Origin of the sequence: Acidisoma cellulosilyticum (assembly GCF_020621385.1) — a bacterium.
GTDB classification, from domain to species: domain Bacteria; phylum Pseudomonadota; class Alphaproteobacteria; order Acetobacterales; family Acetobacteraceae; genus Acidisoma; species Acidisoma cellulosilyticum.
The window spans coordinates 193,601-211,293 of record NZ_JAESVA010000002.1 but is presented as its reverse complement, the minus strand read 5'-3'; the positions used below and the strand labels follow the sequence as shown (position 1 = coordinate 211,293).

Here is a 17,693-nt window from a genome sequence, read left to right as displayed (position 1 = left end):
GATCCTCTCGGAAACAATTGTCCTCACAGGATTTAAGCACGGACGCATTAATTGTTCGCAATGTTTCTGAGGGAAACCGATCAGATACCGCTCACGTTTTCGGGACTGCCGGACAATGCCGTCAGCGGCCAGCGCGGCTGCGGTCGCTGGTCGTGCCCGTCTTGGGCCAGACCCGCATGGAGACGCTCCAGCGCAGCCCAGCCGATCATGACCGCATTGTCGCCGCAATAGCGCAAGGGCGGCGCCACCAGCGCAATGCGCTGACGCGCGGCAAGGCCGTGCAAAGCCGCGCGAATGGCCTGATTGGCGGCAACCCCGCCGGCCACGACCAGGGCCGTCGCCTGCGGCAGCATCTTCAGCGCCTGTCCCGCGCGATCCACTAAAACATCGACGACCGCCGCCTGAAAGCTGGCCGCGATATCGGCGGCGGTCGCATGCGGAATAGCGCCCACCGGCAGCGCGCCTACGGCCTGTGCGACGGCGGTCTTGAGGCCGGAGAAGCTGAAATCGCAGCCGGCGCGACCGGCCAACGGACGCGGAAACGGGAAAGCCTTGGCATCACCCAGCGCCGCCAGACGCTCGATCCCAGGACCGCCGGGCAAGGGCAGGCCAAGAAGCTTGGCGACCTTGTCGAAAGCCTCGCCCACGGCATCATCGATCGTGCCGCCCAGCCGCCGATAGCGCCCGACACCGTCGACGGCGACGCATTGGCAATGCCCACCCGACAGCAACAGCAGCAAGTAGGGGAAGGCGACTCCACCCGGCACCAGCCCCGGCAGCCGGGCCGTCAGCGCATGCCCTTCCAGATGATTGACGGCGATGAAGGGCCGGCCGGCGGCGAGTGCCAATCCCTTGCCGAAACCGGCGCCGACCAGCAATCCGCCGATCAGACCGGGGCCGGTCGTCGCGGCGACGGCGCCCAGATCGGCCGTCGTCAACCCGGCCTCGGCGAGGGCGTGAGAGACCAGCGCGGGCAGATGACTGAGATGCGCGCGCGCGGCGATTTCCGGCACCACGCCGCCGAACGGCGCGTGATCGGCGAATTGGCTCAGCACATGCTCGGCCATGATCCTGCCGTCCGGTGCCAGGATAGCGACCGCCGTCTCATCGCAGGAGGATTCGATAGCGAGCAGCGGCCCGACAATACTGGCCGGCAGATTATTCCCGACCAAAATCCCGCTAGGGTCAGGGCCGGTGTGCAGTGCAAAAGTCTTTTCTTCGGACAAGTCTGGCATTACCACGCGCAAATGAGGTCTTCAGACGTTTTATCGCATGAACCGCGCGTAAAACCCCATCGTCGCGCGCTGCCCCTGCGTGTCGGTACACGCGGATCTCCGCTCGCGCTCGCGCAGACGCGGGCCTTTCAGGCACAGCTCAGCCGGTTCTGTCCCGTGCTCGACGCGATGAATGTCTTCGAAGAGCATATCATCACCACCACCGGCGATCGCATTCTTGACAAGCGCCTGGCAGAAGTGGGCGGTAAGGGTCTGTTTTCAAAAGAAATCCATGAGGCACTCACCGATGGCCGCATCGATTTCGCGGTCCATAGCCTGAAGGATCTGGAGACCGCGCTGCCGCCGGGCATCATCCTCGCCTGCACCCTCAAGCGTGAGGATGCGCGGGATGTGCTGATCCTCGGCGATGCGATCGCCCGGCCCGATCCGCTCGACCCCTACGCCACACTGCCGCAGGGTGCGATCATCGGCTCGGCGTCCGTCCGCCGTCAGGCCCAGCTCCTCCATGCGCGGCCGGACATCGCCGTGCGCACCATCCGTGGCAATGTGCAGACCCGGCTTGGCCGCGTGAAATCCGGCGAGTTCGACGGCAGCCTTCTGGCACTGGCCGGTCTGCGCCGGCTCGGTCTGGCGCATGAGGCGGCTGTGGTGATCGAGCCTGAGATCATGGTTCCGGCGGCGGGCCAAGGCATTGTCGGTGTCACGGTGCGCGAGGACGATGTCGAGCTTTGCGAGCTTCTGTCCGCGATCGAGGATCCGGACGCGCGCGCGGTATCGCTCGCCGAACGTGGGCTGCTGGCCGCGCTCGACGGGTCCTGCCGCACGCCGATCGGCGGCTATGCCCGCATTTGCAACGGCGAATTGCACCTGACCGGTCTGGTCGCGCGGGAAGACGGGTCCTTCCTGCTGCGCGCCGAATTGCGCGGCAATCCGCGCCAGGCGGAGGCGCTCGGCCGCGCGCTGGGTGACGAACTGCGCGGCCAGTCCCCCGCCGATATCTTCCTCGACTAGAGCCGGTACCGCGCCGATGGCCGTCCCGGTTCTGGTGACGCGGCCGCAGCCTGGCGCCGCCATGACCGCAGCACGCCTGCAGGCTCTCGGCTTCCTGCCGGTCGTGGCACCCCTGTTGCGGATTGAAACCTTCGTTCGGACATTGCCGGCGCCGGAAACCTTGCGGGGCATTCTTATCGCCAGCCAGCAGGCGATCCCTGCATTGCCGGACCTCTATCATGATCTGCCACTCTATGCCGTGGGCGACGCGACGGCCGCCGCGGCGCGCGGCCAGGGCTTCAAGCAGGTTCAGAGCGCCGACGGCAAAGCGGAGGATCTTGCAGCATTAATTATCCGAGACCTGCCGCGTGACGGATTGCCTTTGTTGCTCGCGACCGGCACCAATCAGGGATATCGATTGAAGACAATACTGCAAGCCTTTGGTTTTGAAGTAATGCGAGAGGAAGTTTATGCGGCGCGCTCGGTCACGGCGCTGCCGGTGCCGGCCATGCAGCTTTTAAGCTCCGATGCCGAAGGCTGCGTCTTGCTCTTTTCGCGGGAGACCGCACTTTGCTTTCATCGCGTCTGCATTGCCGCGAACCTTTCGGCGCGTCTCAGTCGGTTCAGACTGGCCGCCATCAGCCACACGGTCGCCGAGGCCGTCCGAGACTTGCCTTGGGCCACCATCCATGTGGCAATGGATCCCCATGAGAAAGCGGTATTGGCCCTTCTGAATGACTGATGAGACCAGGACGACCCAGCAGCCCGAGACCGACGCGGTCCGGGAGACGAGCCCGGCCGACAAGCCGGCGGATGGCATCTCTGCGCCCGCCGATCGGCGGCCCGTGGATGACCGGCAGAGGCTGCAACCGCTGCTGACGCTGGCCGGTTTCATCATTCTCGCCGGCGGGATCGTCTATCTTTGGACCCGGCCGGTGCCGGAACCCTCCATGCCGCCGATGCCCCCGGACCAGACCGGCGTCGTCGCCGCCCTGAAATCCGAAGTCTCCTCCCTGCAATCGGCGGTCTATTCGCTCGATACGCGGGAAAGGGCGGATGTGGCGGCGCTGCATGAGGCGATCGCCAATATCCAGACCAGCCCGTCCGGCGCCGCGCTGCCCACGGCAACGCCGGCACCATCGTCCCCGCCCGATGCGGGGTCCGGCACCGCGATCGCCGCATTGACAGCGCAGATGGCGCAGTTGCAGGCGACGCAATCGGCCCAGGCCCAGGCGTCGCAGTCTCTGCCCTCGGCCGCCTCGGTCGCGACGCTGTCCAGCCGGGTCGATGCGGTGGCACAGCAACAAGGCACGGATGCCGACGCACTGCACCAACAGATCGCCGGCCTGACCACGCAGATCAATCAGCTCAGCGCCCAGGCGCAATCGCTGACGCAAAGCACCAAGGCGCTGCCTCAGCTGTCCGCCCAGTCCGACCGTCTGACGCGCTTGCTGCATGCCGAAGCGGCCCTCAGTGCCGGGGCACCCTTGGGTGACATTCCGAATGCGCCCGCGGCGCTGAGCCAGTTCGCAACAACGGCACCGCCGACCGAGGCAGCGCTGGTGCTTGCCTATCCGCAGGCTGCCGCCGCGGCCGACAAGGCCGGCGGCCCCGCCGATACCCATACCGGCTTCTGGCACGGCATCTGGATGCGGGTGCAGACCCTGGTCACGGTCCGCCAGGGCGATCATGTGCTGGTGGGTGACCCGACCAGCGGCGTCCTCGCTCATGCCCAGCGCCTGCTGGTGGCGGGCGACCTTCCCGGCGCGCTGACCGTTCTGAAGACCCTGCAAGGCCCGGCGGCCGCCGCCATGGCGGGTTGGACCGCGACAGCGCAGTCGCTGGTCGACGCGCGTCAGGCCCTGGCGCAGATGGCGGCCGGCTGATGCGGCGCGTCATCGGTTTCCTGCTGCTCGCGATCATCCTCGTCGGTATCGCCTTCGGCCTCGGCACGCTGCCCGGCGAGATTTCCGCCACCATCGGCACTTACAGCTTCGCGGCATCGGTCCCCATCGTGATTCTGGCGGCGGTGATCCTGTTCGTGGTGCTGTATGCCGTGATCCGTCTGCTGGGCGCGATCTTCGCCGCACCCGGACGCTTCGGTCGCGGGCGGCATCAGCGTCAGGTCCGTCAGGGTGACCGCGCCGTCACGCGCGCTTTCGCGGCTTTGGCCGCCGCCGACCCCAAGGCCGCGAAACGCGAGGCCGATCGCGCCCGCCGCCTGCTGCCGCAATCGCCCATGGCGCTGCTGATCTCCGCCGAAGCAGCAAGGCTGTCCGGTAAGCCGGAGGAGGCAGAGGCAAGCTATCGCCGTCTGGCCGAACAATCGGATTCCGCCTTCCTCGGCCTGCGCGGGCTTTTGCGTCAGGCGCTGGACGCGGGGGATTGGACGCTGGCCGCCGATTTCGCCCGCCGTGCGGAACTCGCCCATCCCGGCGCGCCCTGGTTGCGGGCCGAGCGGGCGCGGCTGGCGCTGCGCACCGGCGCCTGGGCCGAGGCTTTGGCGCTGTCCGGGCCGGAGGCGCCGCGCGCGGTGATGGCGACCGCCGCCGCCGACGCGGCGGACGACCCGGCCCAGGCGCTGCGGCTTGCCCGCGATGCTTTCGCGGCCGATCCCGGCCTGGCGCCCGCCGCCATTGCCTATGCGCGCCGCTTGCGGGACCGTGGGGAGCAGCGCAAGGCCGATGCCGTCATCGAAAAGGCCTGGACGCGCGGCCCGCATCCCGATCTCGCCCGCTTCTATCTGGACCGCGAAAGCGACGTCATGGCGCGGTTGAAGGCGGCTGACCGTCTGGCGAAATGCAATCCGGAACACGGTGAAAGCCACCTGATCATGGCGCGGACGGCGCTGGCCGCCAAGCTGACCGGTCAGGCCAGGCAGGAAGCGCAGGCCGCCATCGCGGCCGGGCTGGATCAGCGCCGCGTCTGGGTGCTGCGCGCCGATATCGAGGAGGCGGATGCGGCGGCCGGCGGCGGTGAGGCCGCGACCTTCGCGGCGCATGAGGCGCTGCGCCGCAGCCAGACGGCCGAACCCGATCCGCGCTGGCGCTGTGCGGCCTGCTCGGCGGAGCAAATGGAATGGCATCCGTCCTGTCCGGTCTGCGGCACGGTGGGGCAGGTGGCCTGGACGAACGCGACGGCGCCCGCCACCCGCGCCAATCCGCCGGTCATCACGCTATTGCCGAGCGAGGCGCCTTAATGCTTCGCCTCTGCGCTTGCTGACGGCCATGGTTATAGTCTTGGGCGTGGGAGCCAGTCAGATTTATCGGAAGCGCCCCATTGTTCCGTCGCCCGCGGACTCGTTCCGCGGGTCTACCCGACGGCGCAGGCAAGCAACCGTCTGGGCGCCGCGGCGGGTAGGTCCGCGCAACACGTGCGCGGATGACCTATTAATAATGGCCAGCCAACAACCTTGATCTGCGGGCTGTCCCGCGGATCCAACCTTCAGTTTGACCTGTCTTGCCGCATTTCAGGCAGATCCAACCACCCAAGTGGTTCAAAAATAGCACGGATCGAGTCTACCCAATCGCCCTCCTTGGCCTCTGCCGGAACCCCCAGCTCTTCCACCAGGATGGCCCGCACTTCCTCCTCCATGGAATGTCCATGGGAGGCGGCCTGTTCCTTCAGCCGGCGATGGATGTCGTCATCGACATTGCGGATGACCAGAGTTGCCAAGGCATGCGCCTCCGTGACAGCGATGCAAGCATGCTAGCACGCAGGGCAAAGTCTGGGCGACAAAACCCTCAGCGCTTGATCAGCACATAGGTTTTGCGCGCCGTTTCCTGAATATCCCAGATGCCGGTGCTATTGGCGGGCATCAGGAAAGCGTCGCCCGCCTTGAAGGCGATCGGTTCGCCGTGATCCGGGGTGAAGGTGCCGCTGCCCGCGATGAAATGGCAGAATTCCTGTTCCATGATCTGCCGGCGCCAGCGGCCGGGCGTGCATTCCCAGATACCGGTCTCGACCTGATCCGGCCGCTCGACATCGACGCAGGCGACCTGGGCCACAGGCTCGCCCAAGGGAACGCCGACCGGGCTGCGCTCCCCCAGATCAGCGGCGATGGCGTTCTGCAGATGCGTGATGGTCATGGACGTCCCTTCGGAGAGCAAATCAGCCGATTTTCCAGGTCATGAGCGCTTCCATGCGCTCGGACAGGCTTTGCGCCATGCGGCGGCGCCAAGGCGGCGTGCGGGGATCGGCGAGGACGCTGTCCTCGTTCGTGAAGCTGCGCATGATGGCGTTATAGCCTAGCCAGCGGAAGGGTTCGGGCTCCCAGGGACGCAGGGCTTCACTGACCGGGCGGTCCTGGATGACCCAGGGCTGCCGCGTCTCCAGCGTATCCCGGCCGAGGATGAGATCGGCGAGGGTGCGGCCGGCAAGATTGGTGGCCCCCACGCCTTCGCCGCCATAACCGCCGGCGAGCGCCAGGCGCTGGCGGCGATCGATCAGCATATGCGTCCGAAACCGCCGGCCCATGCCCAGATTGCCGCCCCAGCTATGGGTGATGCGGACATCCTTGAGCTGCGGGAAAAGATCGGTGAACAACCGCCGGCGCAGCGCGATCTCGTCCCCGGTCAGCGTGAAATCCTGCCGGATGCGGCCGCCGAAGCGATAGCCGCCGCGCGCCCCGAAAACGAGCCGGTTGTCGCAGGACCGCTGGCCATAGGTCACCTGCCGGCTGAATTCCCCGAAACCCTGACCGCGGGTCAGGCCGATGCCGGCCCAGACATCCTCGGGCAGCGGTTCCGTCGCGACGATCAGGCTATGGACGGGCAGTTGATAGCGGCCGAGCGATGTGCCGCCCGATGGCGGCAGGCTGCCGGCAAAGCTTTCGACCGCGGGCACCACCCAATCGGCCTTCACCTGGCCGGACGCCGTGCGAATTTTACCGGAATGCCAATGTGTTACCGGGCTTTTTTCATAGATCATCACGCCCAGACCTTCCACCAGGCGGGCAAGGCCACGGGCGAGTTTCGCCGGCTGGATAGTCGCGCAATGCGGCGAATAGAGGCCGCCGAGTGCTCCGGAGACGCGAACTTCCTGGTTCAGCTCTGCAGGCGACAGCCACCGGAAATCGTCTTCGGAAAGCCCTTCCTGATAAAGGCTCGCCATATAGGCGCGCAGCCGCACTTCCTGCTCCGGATAGCGCGCGGCGCAATAGACCATGCCGCCTTTGCGGAAATCGCAATCGATGCCTTCGGCTGAGGTGACGCGCGCGACCTCGTCCGGAATGCCGTGCAAAAGGGCCCAGCTCTCCCGGCGGCGCGGCTCAGCCAGATGCCCGACCAGCCGATCCTCGCCCAGCAATCCGCCGATGACCCAACCGCCATTGCGGGAGGAGGCGCCGAAACCCGCCGTCTCGGCCTCCAGCACCGCAATGCGCAACTGCGGCGCGCGGGTCTTGAGGTAATAGGCCGTCCAGAGACCGGTATAGCCGGCGCCGATAATGGCGACGTCGACATCGATCTCGCTCTCCAGCGACGGACGCGGCGCAAAAGTATCATCGATCTGCGTCGTCCACAGGCTGATCGACCGCCAGTCCGGCGCCATGCCCTTAGCTCAGGACGCGCAGCGCGTCGGCCGGCAGGATGCGCCCGTCATAAAGCGCGCGACCGACGATGACGCCCTCGATGCCCGGCGTCTCGGCCGCCACGGCCCGCAGCGCCGTCAGATCGTCCAGCGTGCCGACGCCGCCCGAGGCGATGACCGGGGTCGTCACGGTGCGGGCGAGGGTCGCCGTCGCATCCAGATTGAGGCCCTGCAGCATTCCGTCGCGCCCGATATCGGTGAAGATGATCGCCGCCGCGCCCGCATCCTCGAAACGCAGCGCCAGCCCCTCGGTAGAAACGGTGGAGGTCTCGGCCCAGCCTTCGGTCGCGACGAAACCGTCCCGCGCGTCGATGCCGACAGCGATATGGCCCGGAAAAAGCCGGCAGGCTTCGTGCACCAGATCAGGATTCTTGGCGGCGATCGACCCGAGGATGACGCGCGTCACGCCCGCCGCCAGCCAGGCCTCGATGGAAGCGATTTCGCGAATGCCACCGCCGAGCTGCACCGGCACGCGGGCATTGGCCAGAATGGCCTGCACGGCGGCTGTATTCACCGATTTGCCGGCAAAGGCACCGTCGAGATCGACGACATGCAGCCAATGGCAGCCGGCCTCCTGCCAGGCGCGCGCCTGGGCACCCGGGTCCTCGCCATAGACGGTCGCCTGATCCATATCGCCACGGCGCAGACGCACGCAGGCGCCGCCCTTGAGGTCGATCGCAGGGTAGAGGGTAAGGCCAGCCATGGTCGGTTTCAGCTCTTCCGCTGCAGAAGTTTGTGGAAATAGGCGCCCGCGATCATCTTGCCGCCGACGCGGGCATAGGCCGGATGGGTGCCCCATCGCGTGAAGCCGAGCGTCTCATAAAGCGCGATGGCGCTGCTATGGGTCTCCCGCACGTCGAGGTTGAGCACCTGATAGCCCATGGCGCGGGCGCGTTCCTCGGCGCGGATCACCATCATCCGCGCCAGACCCAGGCGGCGCGCATAGGGTGCGACGAAAGTCTGGGTCAGCGTCGCGGCCATCGCCTGCGCCTCATTGCTGCGCGGCGGACGGACGAGCTGGGTCGAGCCGACAATGACGCCGTCGACCCGGCCGACATAAAGTTCCCTCTCAGGAACGAGCAATAGTCCTTTGAAATAGCTCTCGATAACCTGCCGACCCGGCGGGCTGAGCCAGCCGAAGCCGCCACCTTCGATAATGGCAGCGTCAGTCGCCTCGCACAGCGCCAGCAGATCTTCCTCATCGAAACTCGTGATGCGATCGACCGTCAGCTTCGCCTTGGCTTGCGGTCCCGGCGGCATCCCACTGGGATGGCCCTCTGCCGCGCTCATGGTGTCCACCGCAGGAAATTGCCGATGATGGCGAGCCCGACTTCCTGGCTCTTTTCCGGATGGAATTGCGTGCCGGCGCGATTGCCGCGTGCAACCACGGCGACGATCGGGCCGCCATAATCGGTGGTGGCCAGAATTTCCTCCGGGCTGCCGTCGCTGAGCGCGAAACTATGGGTGAAATAGACGTGATCGCCGGGCACCAGACCGTCCATCAGCGGATGCGCGCCGGGTTCGAAATCCAGCGCATTCCAGCCCATCTGCGGCAGGCGCAGACCGGGCGCGTTGATGCGCGTGATTTCGCCCCGCACCCAGCCCAGCCCGTCAGTCGCGCCATATTCCAGGCCGCGCTCGGCCATCAACTGCATGCCGACGCAGATGCCCAGGAAGGGCGTGCCGCTATCGACCGTTTCACCCAACGCGTCGCGCAGGCCGGGCACCGCGCTTAACCCGCCCATGCAATCGGCGAAGGCGCCCTGGCCGGGCAGCACGATGCGCGAGGCCGCGCGGATATCGGCCGGATCGCTTGTCACAAGCACATCCGCCGCGATGCCGGCACGGTCGGCGGCGAGTTGCACAGCGCGGGAGGCGGAGGCGAGATTGCCGCTGCCGTAATCGACGACCGCGATCTTCATGCCAATTCCTCTGATGCGAGGGAGGGGTCCCGGAGTAGGAGCCGGCCATAAGCCGCTTCCGCATCGCGGCCGGCGACGACATAGGTCTCGGTAAAGCCGCGACGGCCGAGCGACCAGCGCTGCAGGTCCCGTCCATTGAAACCCATGACGGCGGCATAGGCCAGCAGCAGACAAGGGGTCGCGCCCGACAGGACCGAGGCGAGGGTCAGGATGCCAACCAGCACGGCGAGCGCGATGACGCCCGCAATCCAGGCGCGATTGGCGAACAGCCAAAGCGGCCCGAACAGAAAGGCGCCGAGCGAAAAGCCTTCCCGCACCAGATGCGGCAGCCTGCCGGGACGGAGGTGAGCGGTATAGACCTTCATCCCGCGAGCGAGCCCTTGGTGGAGGGGATAGCGCCCGCCTGGCGTGGGTCGATGGTGACCGCCATGCGCAGCGCCCGCGCCGTCGCCTTGAAACAGGCTTCCGCGATGTGATGGTCGTTGCGCCCAGCCTTCTGCACCAGATGCAGGTTGAACAGCCCATTGGCCGAGAGCGCGCGGAAAAATTCCTCGCAGAGCTGGGTATCGAAGGTCCCGATCTTCTCAGCCGTGAAGGCGACCTGCCAGCCGAGGGCGGCGCGGCCCGAGAGATCGATACCGCATTCGACCAGCGCCTCATCCATCGGCAGCAGCGACTGGCCGTAGCGGGTGATGCCGCGCTTATCGCCGACCGCCTGCAGGATCAGCTGACCGAGCACGATGCCGACGTCTTCCACTGTATGATGGTCGTCGACGTGAAGATCGCCCTTCGCCGCGATATCGAGATCGAACAAAGCATGGCGGCCGAGGGCCGTCAGCATATGGTCGAAGAAGCCGATCCCCGTCGCGGTCTTCACCTGGCCGGTGCCGTCCAGGTTCAGGCTGATGGTGATGTCGGTCTCAGACGTCTTCCGCGACAAAGCGGCCGTGCGAGGGGTGGCGCCGAAGGGGGCAGGGGTCGCGTCCATGTCTCTGCTCATTAGCCTATCTGGCGACCGATGACACTGCCGGTCGTTGCAGGAAGCCGACGAGGCGCTCGGCCTCGGCGACGATGGGACCCGCGATCGCTTCCGCCCGCGCGGCACCCGCGAACAATATCCGGTCGATATGGTCGGGTTCGGCCAGCAGGCGGCGGGTTTCCGCCGCAATCGGGCCGAGCTTTTCGACCATGAGATCGGCGAGGTCGTTCTTGAACGACGCGAAACCCTGGCCGCCGAACTGGGTCAGCACCTCGGTTTGGCTTCGGCCCGACAGGGCCGCGTAGATGCCGACCAGGTTGCGGGCTTCGGCCCGGCCCTCAAGCCCGGCCACCTCGCTCGGCAACGGCTCGGCATCCGTCCGGGCGCGTTTCACTTTGGCAGCGATCGTTTCCGAATCATCGCTCATATTGATGCGGCTCTGATCGGAAGGATCGGATTTCGACATCTTCTTGGTGCCGTCGCGGAGCGACATCACACGCGCGGCTTCCGGCATGATCAGCGGCTGGATTTGGGGGAAGAATTCCACACCGTAATCATGATTGAACTTCTGGGCGATATCGTTCGCCAGTTCCAGATGCTGCTTCTGATCGTCCCCCACGGGCACGCGGGTCGCGTGATAGGCGTGGATATCGGCCGCCATCAGGTTCGGATAGACATAAAGCCCGGCCGAGGCTGCCTCGCGGTCCTTGCCGGCCTTGTCCTTGAACTGGGTCATGCGGTTCAACCAGCCGATGCGCGCGACGCAGTTGAAGATCCAGGCAAGGCGGGCATGGGCCGGCACGCCCGACTGGTGAAACAGGATATGCGTCTCGGGGTCGATGCCGCAGGCGATGATGGTCGCGGCCATTTCCCGCGTCTGCTGGCGCAGCACCGCCGGGTCCTGCCATGTTGTGATCGCGTGAAGATCGACCACGCAATAGAGGCAATCGTGGTCGGCCTGGAGCGCCACCCAATTGCGGATCGCACCGAGATAATTGCCGAGCGTGGGTATGCCGGAGGGCTGAATCCCGGAGAAGACGCGCTGCATCGAAGCACCTTTCGTCAGGCGGTGAGGTTATGAATAAGTCTCATACCTCGGATGTATAGATCCAGGCCGCGACGCGGCTGTCTGACGGGGCTTTTCCCCGTATCCCGCCAGCCCGTCAATCGCTTGACGGGGCGGCGCCAGGAAGCGGCAGACTATGTTGCGCTGCGAGACCAAGGTTGACCGTTCGGTCAGCAAGCCTCACAAATATCGTGAACGATCCGTCATGGTATCTCCATCGAGATCTTTTCGCCTAAGAACGCACCGCCAGAGCGATCGCTCCAGCCAGGAACCCCTGATGAGACTCCCGTATTCCGCGATTGTTTTCGCAAGCCTTGTGGCCGGCGGTGCGACTGCCGCCGAAGCCCAGATGGGCCCGGGCGGCCCGCCGGCTGTCGGTGTCACCAAAGCGGCGGAAACGCCGATCTACCAGTCCAGCGAATATGTCGGGCGTATCCAGGCGGTGAGCAAAGTCACCGTCCGCGCCCGCGTCACCGGCCTTCTGGAAGAGCGCGACTTCAAGGAAGGCGATGAGGTGAAGCAGGGCCAGCAGCTCTTCATCATCGAGCAGCCGCCCTATCAGGCCGCCGTTCTGCAGGCGCAAGGTGCCGTTATCCAGGCGGAAGCTTCGCTGAAAAACGCCAAGCAGAACCTCAACCGGTCCTCGACGCTGCTCAATACGCCGGCCGGTCAGCGCTCTACGGTCGATACCGATACCGCAAGCCAAGGGCAGAGCCAGGGCCAGCTTCTGGTTGCCGAAGCGCAATTGCAGACCGCGCAGATCAATCTCGGCTATACCACCATCCGCTCGCCGATCGACGGCCGCATCGGTATTTCGACCGATCCCGGCAATGTCGTGGCCTTCACGGACTCGCCCCTGGTGACGGTCGTCAGCGAAGACCCGGAATATGTTCTGTTCCCGGTCTCGGAAGTCGACGCCATGAAGCTGATCGCCCAGGGCAAGGGCGGTCTTGACCAGATGAGCGTGAAGCTGCGCCTGCCGAACGGCCAGACCTATGACCAGACCGGCAAGATCGACTTCAGCGATATCAGCGTCAGCTCCTCCACCGACACGATCGACCTGCGCGCATCGATCCCCAACCCGGCGCGGGGGGCCGCCACGGACGCCGGCGGCAATCGCACGCTGGTCGACGGCGGCTTCGTCACCGTTATCCTGCAGTCGAAAAACCCGGTCCAGAGCATAACCATCCCGCGCGCGGCCGTGCTGGCCGATCAGCAGGGTTTCTATGTCTTCGTCATCGGCGACAAGAATGTCGCGGCTCGACGTAATATCACCATGGGCCAGTCGCCCGATCCGTTGCTGGCGGTGATCGCAAGCGGGCTGAAGGTCGGCGATCAGGTCGTGGCCGACGGCGTGCAGCGCGTCCACCCCGGCGCGCCGGTCAAGCCCGTCCCCTATCAGGCGCCCGTCATGCCACCGTCCGCTAACGGCGACGGTTCTGACGACTAAGGCAGGAACAGAACCCGCGCCATGATCTCATCCGTCTTTATCGATAGACCGCGACTGGCCATCGTCATCGCGGTCCTCATCTCGCTCGCGGGGTTGATTGCGCTGACGCGCATTCCGGTCGCGCAGTTCCCAGACATCGTGCCGCCGCAGGTCTCGGTCACGACAAGCTATCCGGGTGCCTCCGCCGCCGTCGTGGAAGCGACGGTCGCGCAGCCGATGGAAGCGCAGATCGTCGGCGCCGACAAGATGATCTATATGCGGTCGTATAGCGGCAATGACGGCAGCTACAGCCTGACGGTCAGCTTCGCGCTCGGCACCGACCCGAATATCGACGTCGTCAACGTCCAGAACCGCGTCGCCGCCGCGCTGTCGCAGCTGCCCAGCCAGGTGCAGGCCGAAGGCGTGCAGCTGCGCCAAAAATCCTCGGCCATTCTGCAGTTCGTGCTGTTCTCCAGCCCGGACAAGTCGCTGAGCCCGCTGTTCATCTCGAACTACATCACCATCAATGTGCTGGACGTGCTGTCCCGCACGCCGGGTGTCGGTCAGGCCTTCCTGTTCGGCGCGCAGAACTACTCCATGCGCGTCTGGCTCAATACCGACCGTCTGACGCAGCTTGGTCTGTCGCCGCAGGACGTCATCGACGCCATCAACGCCCAGAACACGCAGGCGGCGGTCGGCATCATCGGCGGCCAGCCGATCGGCCATAACCAGCAGTTCCAGCTCAATATCCAGACCCAGGGCCGCCTGTCGACGCCCGAGGAATTCGGCAAGATCATCCTGCGCGCGAATAGCGACGGGTCGGTGTTGCGGATCCGCGATGTCGCGCGCATCGCGCTCGGCGCCGAAAGTCTGGCGACCCAGGATCAGCTCGACGGCGCGCCGTCCCTCGGCATCGGCATCTATCTCGAACCCGGGGCCAATGCGGTGGAAACCGCGCAGCGCGTCAAAGCCGTGATCGCGGGGCTGAGCAAGGGCTTCCCGAAGGGGCTGACCGCCGGCGTCATCTACGACACCTCGGACTTCGTGAACGAAACGGTGCATGAGGTTATCCGCACCATCGTCGAAGGCTTCATCCTCGTCGTGCTGGTCGTCTTTTTGTTCCTGGGCGGCAATATCCGCGCGACGATCATCCCGACGCTCGCCGTGCCGGTCAGCCTGGTCGGCGCCTTCGCCTTCCTGGTCGCGCTCGGCTATTCCGCCAATACCATCTCGCTTCTCGCCCTTGTCGTCGCCATCGGCGTCGTCGTCGACGATGCGATCGTGGTCGTGGAAAACGTCGAACGCGTGATGGAAGAGCATCCTGACATGGACCCGCGGGAAGCGACGAAGCTCGCGATGCGGCAGATCACCGGGCCGATCATCGCGATCTCCCTCGTGCTACTGTCGGTCTTCGTGCCTGTCGCCTTCATTCCGGGTCTGTCGGGCCAGCTGTTCAAGCAATTCGCCGTCACCATCAGCTGCACCATGCTGATTTCGGCGACGAATGCGCTGACGCTGTCGCCCGCGCTTTGCGCGCTGTTTCTGCGGCCGATCACCAATAAGGAAACGCGGAAGGGGCCGTTCTCGCGCCTCAGCCGCGGTATCGACAAAGTCCGCAACGGCTACGGCCATGTCGTCAGCCGATTGGTGCGGATGGCGATCGTCATCGTTCCCGTCATCCTCATCGGCGTCGGCGTGCTGGTCTTCATGGCGGGCCGCACACCGGGCGGCTTCTTGCCGGAAGAGGATCAGGGCGCCTTCTTCACGGCCGTGGAACTGCCGGACGGCGCGTCCATCAACCGTACGCAGGAAGTGGTCGATCGCGTCGCCGGCATGCTGAAGGCGATGCCGCAGGTGGCGCATACCATCTCGATCGTCGGCTATTCCATCCTGGACGGCGCGGCGGAACCCAACGGCGCCTTCGTCGTCGCGCGGTTGAAGGACTTCGTGGATAGGCCGGGCCCCGCCAATGGCGTGCAGACGCTGATCGGCAAGATGTTCGGCATGTCGCAGCAGATCATGGGGGCGACGGTTTTCCCCTTCAATCTGCCGCCCATCATCGGTCTCTCGACCGGTGGCGGTTTCGAATATCAGTTGGATGCGCTGGAAGGTCAGGACCCGCAGGATATGTCGGCGGTCTTGGGCAGCCTGCTTGTCGCGGCCAATACCGATCCGCGCCTCAGCCGCGTCTTCTCGACCTTCTCGGCGGCCAATCCCTCGATCTATCTCGATATCGATCGTGACAAGGCCCAGGCGCTGGGTGTGAATATCAGCGACATCTTCACCACCCTCGAAGCGACGATGGGCGGCTATTATGTCAATGAGTTCAATCTGTACGGCCGCGTCTGGCAGGTGAACGTGCAAAGCCGCTCGACCGACCGCAACGACTTCTCGTCGCTGTGGAAGATCTATGTGCGCAATGCGAGCGGCGGCATGGTGCCGCTGCGCAGCCTGGCGACCATGCGCGTGATCACCGGCCCGCAGGTCATCACCCGCTATAACAACGTCCGCTCGATCACCATCGACGGCTCGCCCGGGGCCGGCGTCTCCTCCTCCCAGGCGCTGGCCGCCATGGCCGAGATTTCCGAGAAGGTGCTGCCCTCCGGCTATAGCTACGAATGGACGGGCACGGCCTATCAGGAAATCCAGGCCGGCGGGCAGACGGGCGTGGTGCTCGCCCTCGCCGTGCTGTTTGCCTACCTGTTCCTGGTCGCGCTGTATGAAAGCTGGACCATTCCGATGTCGGTGCTGATCTCGGTCATCGTGGCCGGCATCGGCGCCTTCATCGGGCTGACGGTGACGCAGCTGCCGCTGAACCTCTATGCCCAGATCGGCCTCGTCACGCTCATCGCGCTCTCGGCCAAGAACGGCATTCTGATCGTGGAATTCGCGAAGGAGCAGCGCGAGATGGGCGTGCCCATCCGCGAGGCCGCGGTCGCGGGGTCGCGTCTGCGGTTCCGCGCGGTGATGATGACCTCCTTCGCCTTCATCCTCGGCCTGGTGCCGCTGGTGATGGCGACGGGGGCAGCGCAGATCAGCCGCCGCTCGGTCGGCACGCCGGTCTTCTTCGGCATGATCGCGGCCAGCTTCGTCGGCATCTTCGTGATCCCGATGCTCTACACCTGCTTCCAATACATGCGGGAATGGGCGCGGGTGAAAATCTTCCGCCTGCCGCCGCTGGAATTCCACAAGAAGAAAGACGGGGTCTGATCCTCGCCAGTCTTGTCTGCAAAAACCCCGGAGCGGTATCCCGCTCCGGGGTTTTTTGTTGGTGCAACGAGATGCGCGATCTGTGGCGACGCGCCAAGTCTAGATGAGTTCGATCCTGAGCGCCTGGAGGGCGGGAACCAGATCCGCCAGCCTCTCCATTTGCGTGACATCGCCTGTGCTGAGTGCGGCGCCGGCCGCACGATCATAGACAGCGACGCAATTCTGGCGTTTGCGTAGCCGCGATTTGTAGAGAATGCCGTGAAGGTGCGTTTTTGCGTAAAGCTCTTCGCTGAATATGCGGGCGTCGTCCTGGGACTTGCCGCCGGCAATATCGGTTGAGACACCGAGATGAAGACAGCCATCCCCACGCAGGTCGAGAAGCTGGAGAGGGTGTGCCACCGTCACTGCGCACACGCCCCATCGGGATAATTCGTTTCTCGTCAGCACGCGGCGCGTTGACCCTTCAAAGCGATCGCGGATGATGGCCTCCGCGATGCATGTCGGCAGATCCTGTCCGAGATAAAGCAGCTTGAACTTGTCGGTCGGGCTGGCAAAGCGCGTTTTGCCGAAGCCCATGCCGAGCGGTGACGTTCGATGCTGCCACCGGAAGACCCGCAAATAGCCGATCGGCTTGAACGTGCAGACAAATGGCTTGATCGCAGCAGGATCAAGCTGCATCGGCTATACGAAATCCTGCTCGGCAATCCGGGTCACGCTACCCACATGCCCGCGTTTGAGCGCATCGAGAGGCGTTTGCCCGTCCAAAGCGCCATGAGCCTGACGGAGCCATAACCAGGCTGCCCGGTCGTCCGGGGCAATCTTCACCACCTCCGCCAATCCTTTGATGGGACGTCCATCAATGAACTGATCCAGAGGATAGGCGAGGTTACGTTGCCCTTTCAGAAGACCGATGATCGCTTTCTGCTGCCGCCAGTTGTTTAGGGTCTGACGCGGAACACCAAAGCTTTGGGCGATTTCCCCAGCACCGGCAACGCGACCGGCCCAGCTTTCAAGCGGGCGGGGGGTGATATATCCGTCAAGCCGCGCAAGACCTTCTTCAAGGCTGAGCGTTTCCCCCAAGCCGGTACCCTTGCTTTGCTCGACAGGCGCGTCGGCATGATCTTTAGCCGCTCCGGCTAAGCTCTCGCCTCTGCGCGAGAAGGCTGCAGGCTGATGACGACGAACGGCTTGGGCCATCGCTCCCACCTCAGAATTGAGCCTGCATTATTGTCCAATTGTCCCAATTGTCCATACCTGTGGTCATGCCGGGCTG

The 17,693-nt window shown here is 65.1% G+C and carries 16 protein-coding genes and 1 pseudogene; 6 read left to right on the top strand and 11 right to left on the bottom strand.

From position 1 onward, the window contains the following. Positions 1-80: 80 nt before the first annotated feature. Positions 81-1,172: a tRNA (adenosine(37)-N6)-threonylcarbamoyltransferase complex transferase subunit TsaD gene (gene tsaD / locus ACELLULO517_RS05375; RefSeq protein ID WP_227306906.1), complete on the bottom strand. Its 1,092-nt coding sequence runs from the start codon at positions 1,170-1,172 to the stop codon at positions 81-83. A 75-nt stretch (positions 1,173-1,247) separates the two neighbouring features. Between tsaD and hemC the strand changes: the two genes are divergently transcribed. Genes hemC through ACELLULO517_RS05355 form a run of 4 tightly spaced genes read left to right on the top strand, consistent with a single transcriptional unit; the run spans position 1,248 to position 5,424 of the window. Continuing rightward, positions 1,248-2,246 (top strand): hydroxymethylbilane synthase, encoded by a 999-nt coding sequence (hemC, locus tag ACELLULO517_RS05370; protein WP_227306279.1) that lies wholly within the window; start codon positions 1,248-1,250, stop codon positions 2,244-2,246. A gap of 16 nt (positions 2,247-2,262) precedes the next feature. Beyond that, positions 2,263-2,967, top strand: coding sequence for a uroporphyrinogen-III synthase (locus ACELLULO517_RS05365; RefSeq protein WP_227306278.1), 705 nt, complete (start codon positions 2,263-2,265; stop codon positions 2,965-2,967). Then, positions 2,960-4,111, top strand: a complete 1,152-nt coding sequence (locus ACELLULO517_RS05360) for a hypothetical protein (RefSeq protein ID WP_227306277.1) — start codon at positions 2,960-2,962, stop codon at positions 4,109-4,111. The genes ACELLULO517_RS05365 and ACELLULO517_RS05360 overlap by 8 nt, the downstream gene beginning before the upstream one ends. After that, positions 4,111-5,424 carry a heme biosynthesis HemY N-terminal domain-containing protein gene (locus ACELLULO517_RS05355; RefSeq protein WP_227306276.1) on the top strand — a complete coding sequence of 438 codons (1,314 nt, stop codon included), beginning with the start codon at positions 4,111-4,113 and terminating at the stop codon, positions 5,422-5,424. The genes ACELLULO517_RS05360 and ACELLULO517_RS05355 overlap by 1 nt, the downstream gene beginning before the upstream one ends. A gap of 245 nt (positions 5,425-5,669) precedes the next feature. Here the strand turns inward: ACELLULO517_RS05355 and ACELLULO517_RS05350 are convergent, their stop codons facing one another. From ACELLULO517_RS05350 to trpS, 8 genes and pseudogenes are all read right to left on the bottom strand, one after another. Further along, positions 5,670-5,900, bottom strand: coding sequence for a FitA-like ribbon-helix-helix domain-containing protein (locus ACELLULO517_RS05350; RefSeq protein ID WP_227306275.1), 231 nt, complete (start codon positions 5,898-5,900; stop codon positions 5,670-5,672). A 68-nt stretch (positions 5,901-5,968) separates the two neighbouring features. Continuing rightward, on the bottom strand, positions 5,969-6,313 hold the full coding sequence (locus tag ACELLULO517_RS05345; RefSeq protein ID WP_227306274.1) for a cupin domain-containing protein: 345 nt from the start codon (positions 6,311-6,313) through the stop codon (positions 5,969-5,971). A 22-nt stretch (positions 6,314-6,335) separates the two neighbouring features. Next, a complete protein-coding gene (locus ACELLULO517_RS05340) occupies positions 6,336-7,775 on the bottom strand; it encodes an NAD(P)/FAD-dependent oxidoreductase (protein ID WP_227306273.1) in 1,440 nt (479 codons plus the stop codon). 4 nt (positions 7,776-7,779) lie between these two features. Next, a pseudogene (gene hisA, locus ACELLULO517_RS29030) lies at positions 7,780-9,074 on the bottom strand (1-(5-phosphoribosyl)-5-[(5-phosphoribosylamino)methylideneamino]imidazole-4-carboxamide isomerase). 26 nt (positions 9,075-9,100) lie between these two features. Further along, positions 9,101-9,736 carry an imidazole glycerol phosphate synthase subunit HisH gene (gene hisH, locus ACELLULO517_RS05330; RefSeq protein ID WP_227306272.1) on the bottom strand — a complete coding sequence of 212 codons (636 nt, stop codon included), beginning with the start codon at positions 9,734-9,736 and terminating at the stop codon, positions 9,101-9,103. Continuing rightward, positions 9,733-10,101: a DUF2628 domain-containing protein gene (locus ACELLULO517_RS05325; RefSeq protein WP_227306271.1), complete on the bottom strand. Its 369-nt coding sequence runs from the start codon at positions 10,099-10,101 to the stop codon at positions 9,733-9,735. The genes hisH and ACELLULO517_RS05325 overlap by 4 nt, the downstream gene beginning before the upstream one ends. Continuing rightward, positions 10,098-10,724 carry an imidazoleglycerol-phosphate dehydratase HisB gene (gene hisB, locus ACELLULO517_RS05320; protein WP_227306270.1) on the bottom strand — a complete coding sequence of 209 codons (627 nt, stop codon included), beginning with the start codon at positions 10,722-10,724 and terminating at the stop codon, positions 10,098-10,100. The genes ACELLULO517_RS05325 and hisB overlap by 4 nt, the downstream gene beginning before the upstream one ends. Positions 10,725-10,740: 16 nt before the next feature. Beyond that, entirely contained in the window at positions 10,741-11,763 is a 1,023-nt protein-coding gene (trpS, locus tag ACELLULO517_RS05315) for a tryptophan--tRNA ligase (RefSeq protein ID WP_227306269.1), read from the bottom strand. Positions 11,764-12,058: 295 nt separating this feature from the next. Between trpS and ACELLULO517_RS05310 the strand changes: the two genes are divergently transcribed. Then, positions 12,059-13,231 carry an efflux RND transporter periplasmic adaptor subunit gene (locus ACELLULO517_RS05310; protein ID WP_227306268.1) on the top strand — a complete coding sequence of 391 codons (1,173 nt, stop codon included), beginning with the start codon at positions 12,059-12,061 and terminating at the stop codon, positions 13,229-13,231. 21 nt (positions 13,232-13,252) lie between these two features. Further along, the gene (locus tag ACELLULO517_RS05305) at positions 13,253-16,420 is read left to right on the top strand and encodes an efflux RND transporter permease subunit (protein WP_227306267.1); all 3,168 of its coding nucleotides are present in this window, start codon (positions 13,253-13,255) and stop codon (positions 16,418-16,420) included. 99 nt (positions 16,421-16,519) lie between these two features. On the opposite strand, the gene ACELLULO517_RS05300 is transcribed toward ACELLULO517_RS05305, so the two are convergent. Beyond that, complete coding sequence (locus tag ACELLULO517_RS05300; RefSeq protein ID WP_227306266.1) at positions 16,520-17,098, bottom strand: RES family NAD+ phosphorylase; 579 nt, start codon at positions 17,096-17,098, stop codon at positions 16,520-16,522. A gap of 3 nt (positions 17,099-17,101) precedes the next feature. Next, positions 17,102-17,617, bottom strand: coding sequence for an antitoxin Xre/MbcA/ParS-like domain-containing protein (locus ACELLULO517_RS05295; RefSeq protein ID WP_227306265.1), 516 nt, complete (start codon positions 17,615-17,617; stop codon positions 17,102-17,104). Positions 17,618-17,693: the final 76 nt, after the last annotated feature.

Excerpts from the sequence above, each read along its gene's own strand:
- hemC (WP_227306279.1), top strand. The coding sequence starts at position 1,248 with ATGAGGTCTTCAGACGTTTTATCGCATGAACCGCGCGTAAAACCCCAT.
- ACELLULO517_RS05365 (WP_227306278.1), top strand. The coding sequence starts at position 2,263 with ATGGCCGTCCCGGTTCTGGTGACGCGGCCGCAGCCTGGCGCCGCCATG.
- ACELLULO517_RS05360 (WP_227306277.1), top strand. The coding sequence starts at position 2,960 with ATGACTGATGAGACCAGGACGACCCAGCAGCCCGAGACCGACGCGGTC.
- ACELLULO517_RS05355 (WP_227306276.1), top strand. The coding sequence starts at position 4,111 with ATGCGGCGCGTCATCGGTTTCCTGCTGCTCGCGATCATCCTCGTCGGT.
- ACELLULO517_RS05345 (WP_227306274.1), bottom strand. The coding sequence starts at position 6,313 with ATGACCATCACGCATCTGCAGAACGCCATCGCCGCTGATCTGGGGGAG.
- ACELLULO517_RS05340 (WP_227306273.1), bottom strand. The coding sequence starts at position 7,775 with ATGGCGCCGGACTGGCGGTCGATCAGCCTGTGGACGACGCAGATCGAT.
- hisH (WP_227306272.1), bottom strand. The coding sequence starts at position 9,736 with ATGAAGATCGCGGTCGTCGATTACGGCAGCGGCAATCTCGCCTCCGCC.
- ACELLULO517_RS05325 (WP_227306271.1), bottom strand. The coding sequence starts at position 10,101 with ATGAAGGTCTATACCGCTCACCTCCGTCCCGGCAGGCTGCCGCATCTG.
- hisB (WP_227306270.1), bottom strand. The coding sequence starts at position 10,724 with ATGGACGCGACCCCTGCCCCCTTCGGCGCCACCCCTCGCACGGCCGCT.
- trpS (WP_227306269.1), bottom strand. The coding sequence starts at position 11,763 with ATGCAGCGCGTCTTCTCCGGGATTCAGCCCTCCGGCATACCCACGCTC.
- ACELLULO517_RS05310 (WP_227306268.1), top strand. The coding sequence starts at position 12,059 with ATGAGACTCCCGTATTCCGCGATTGTTTTCGCAAGCCTTGTGGCCGGC.
- ACELLULO517_RS05305 (WP_227306267.1), top strand. The coding sequence starts at position 13,253 with ATGATCTCATCCGTCTTTATCGATAGACCGCGACTGGCCATCGTCATC.
- ACELLULO517_RS05300 (WP_227306266.1), bottom strand. The coding sequence starts at position 17,098 with ATGCAGCTTGATCCTGCTGCGATCAAGCCATTTGTCTGCACGTTCAAG.
- ACELLULO517_RS05295 (WP_227306265.1), bottom strand. The coding sequence starts at position 17,617 with ATGGCCCAAGCCGTTCGTCGTCATCAGCCTGCAGCCTTCTCGCGCAGA.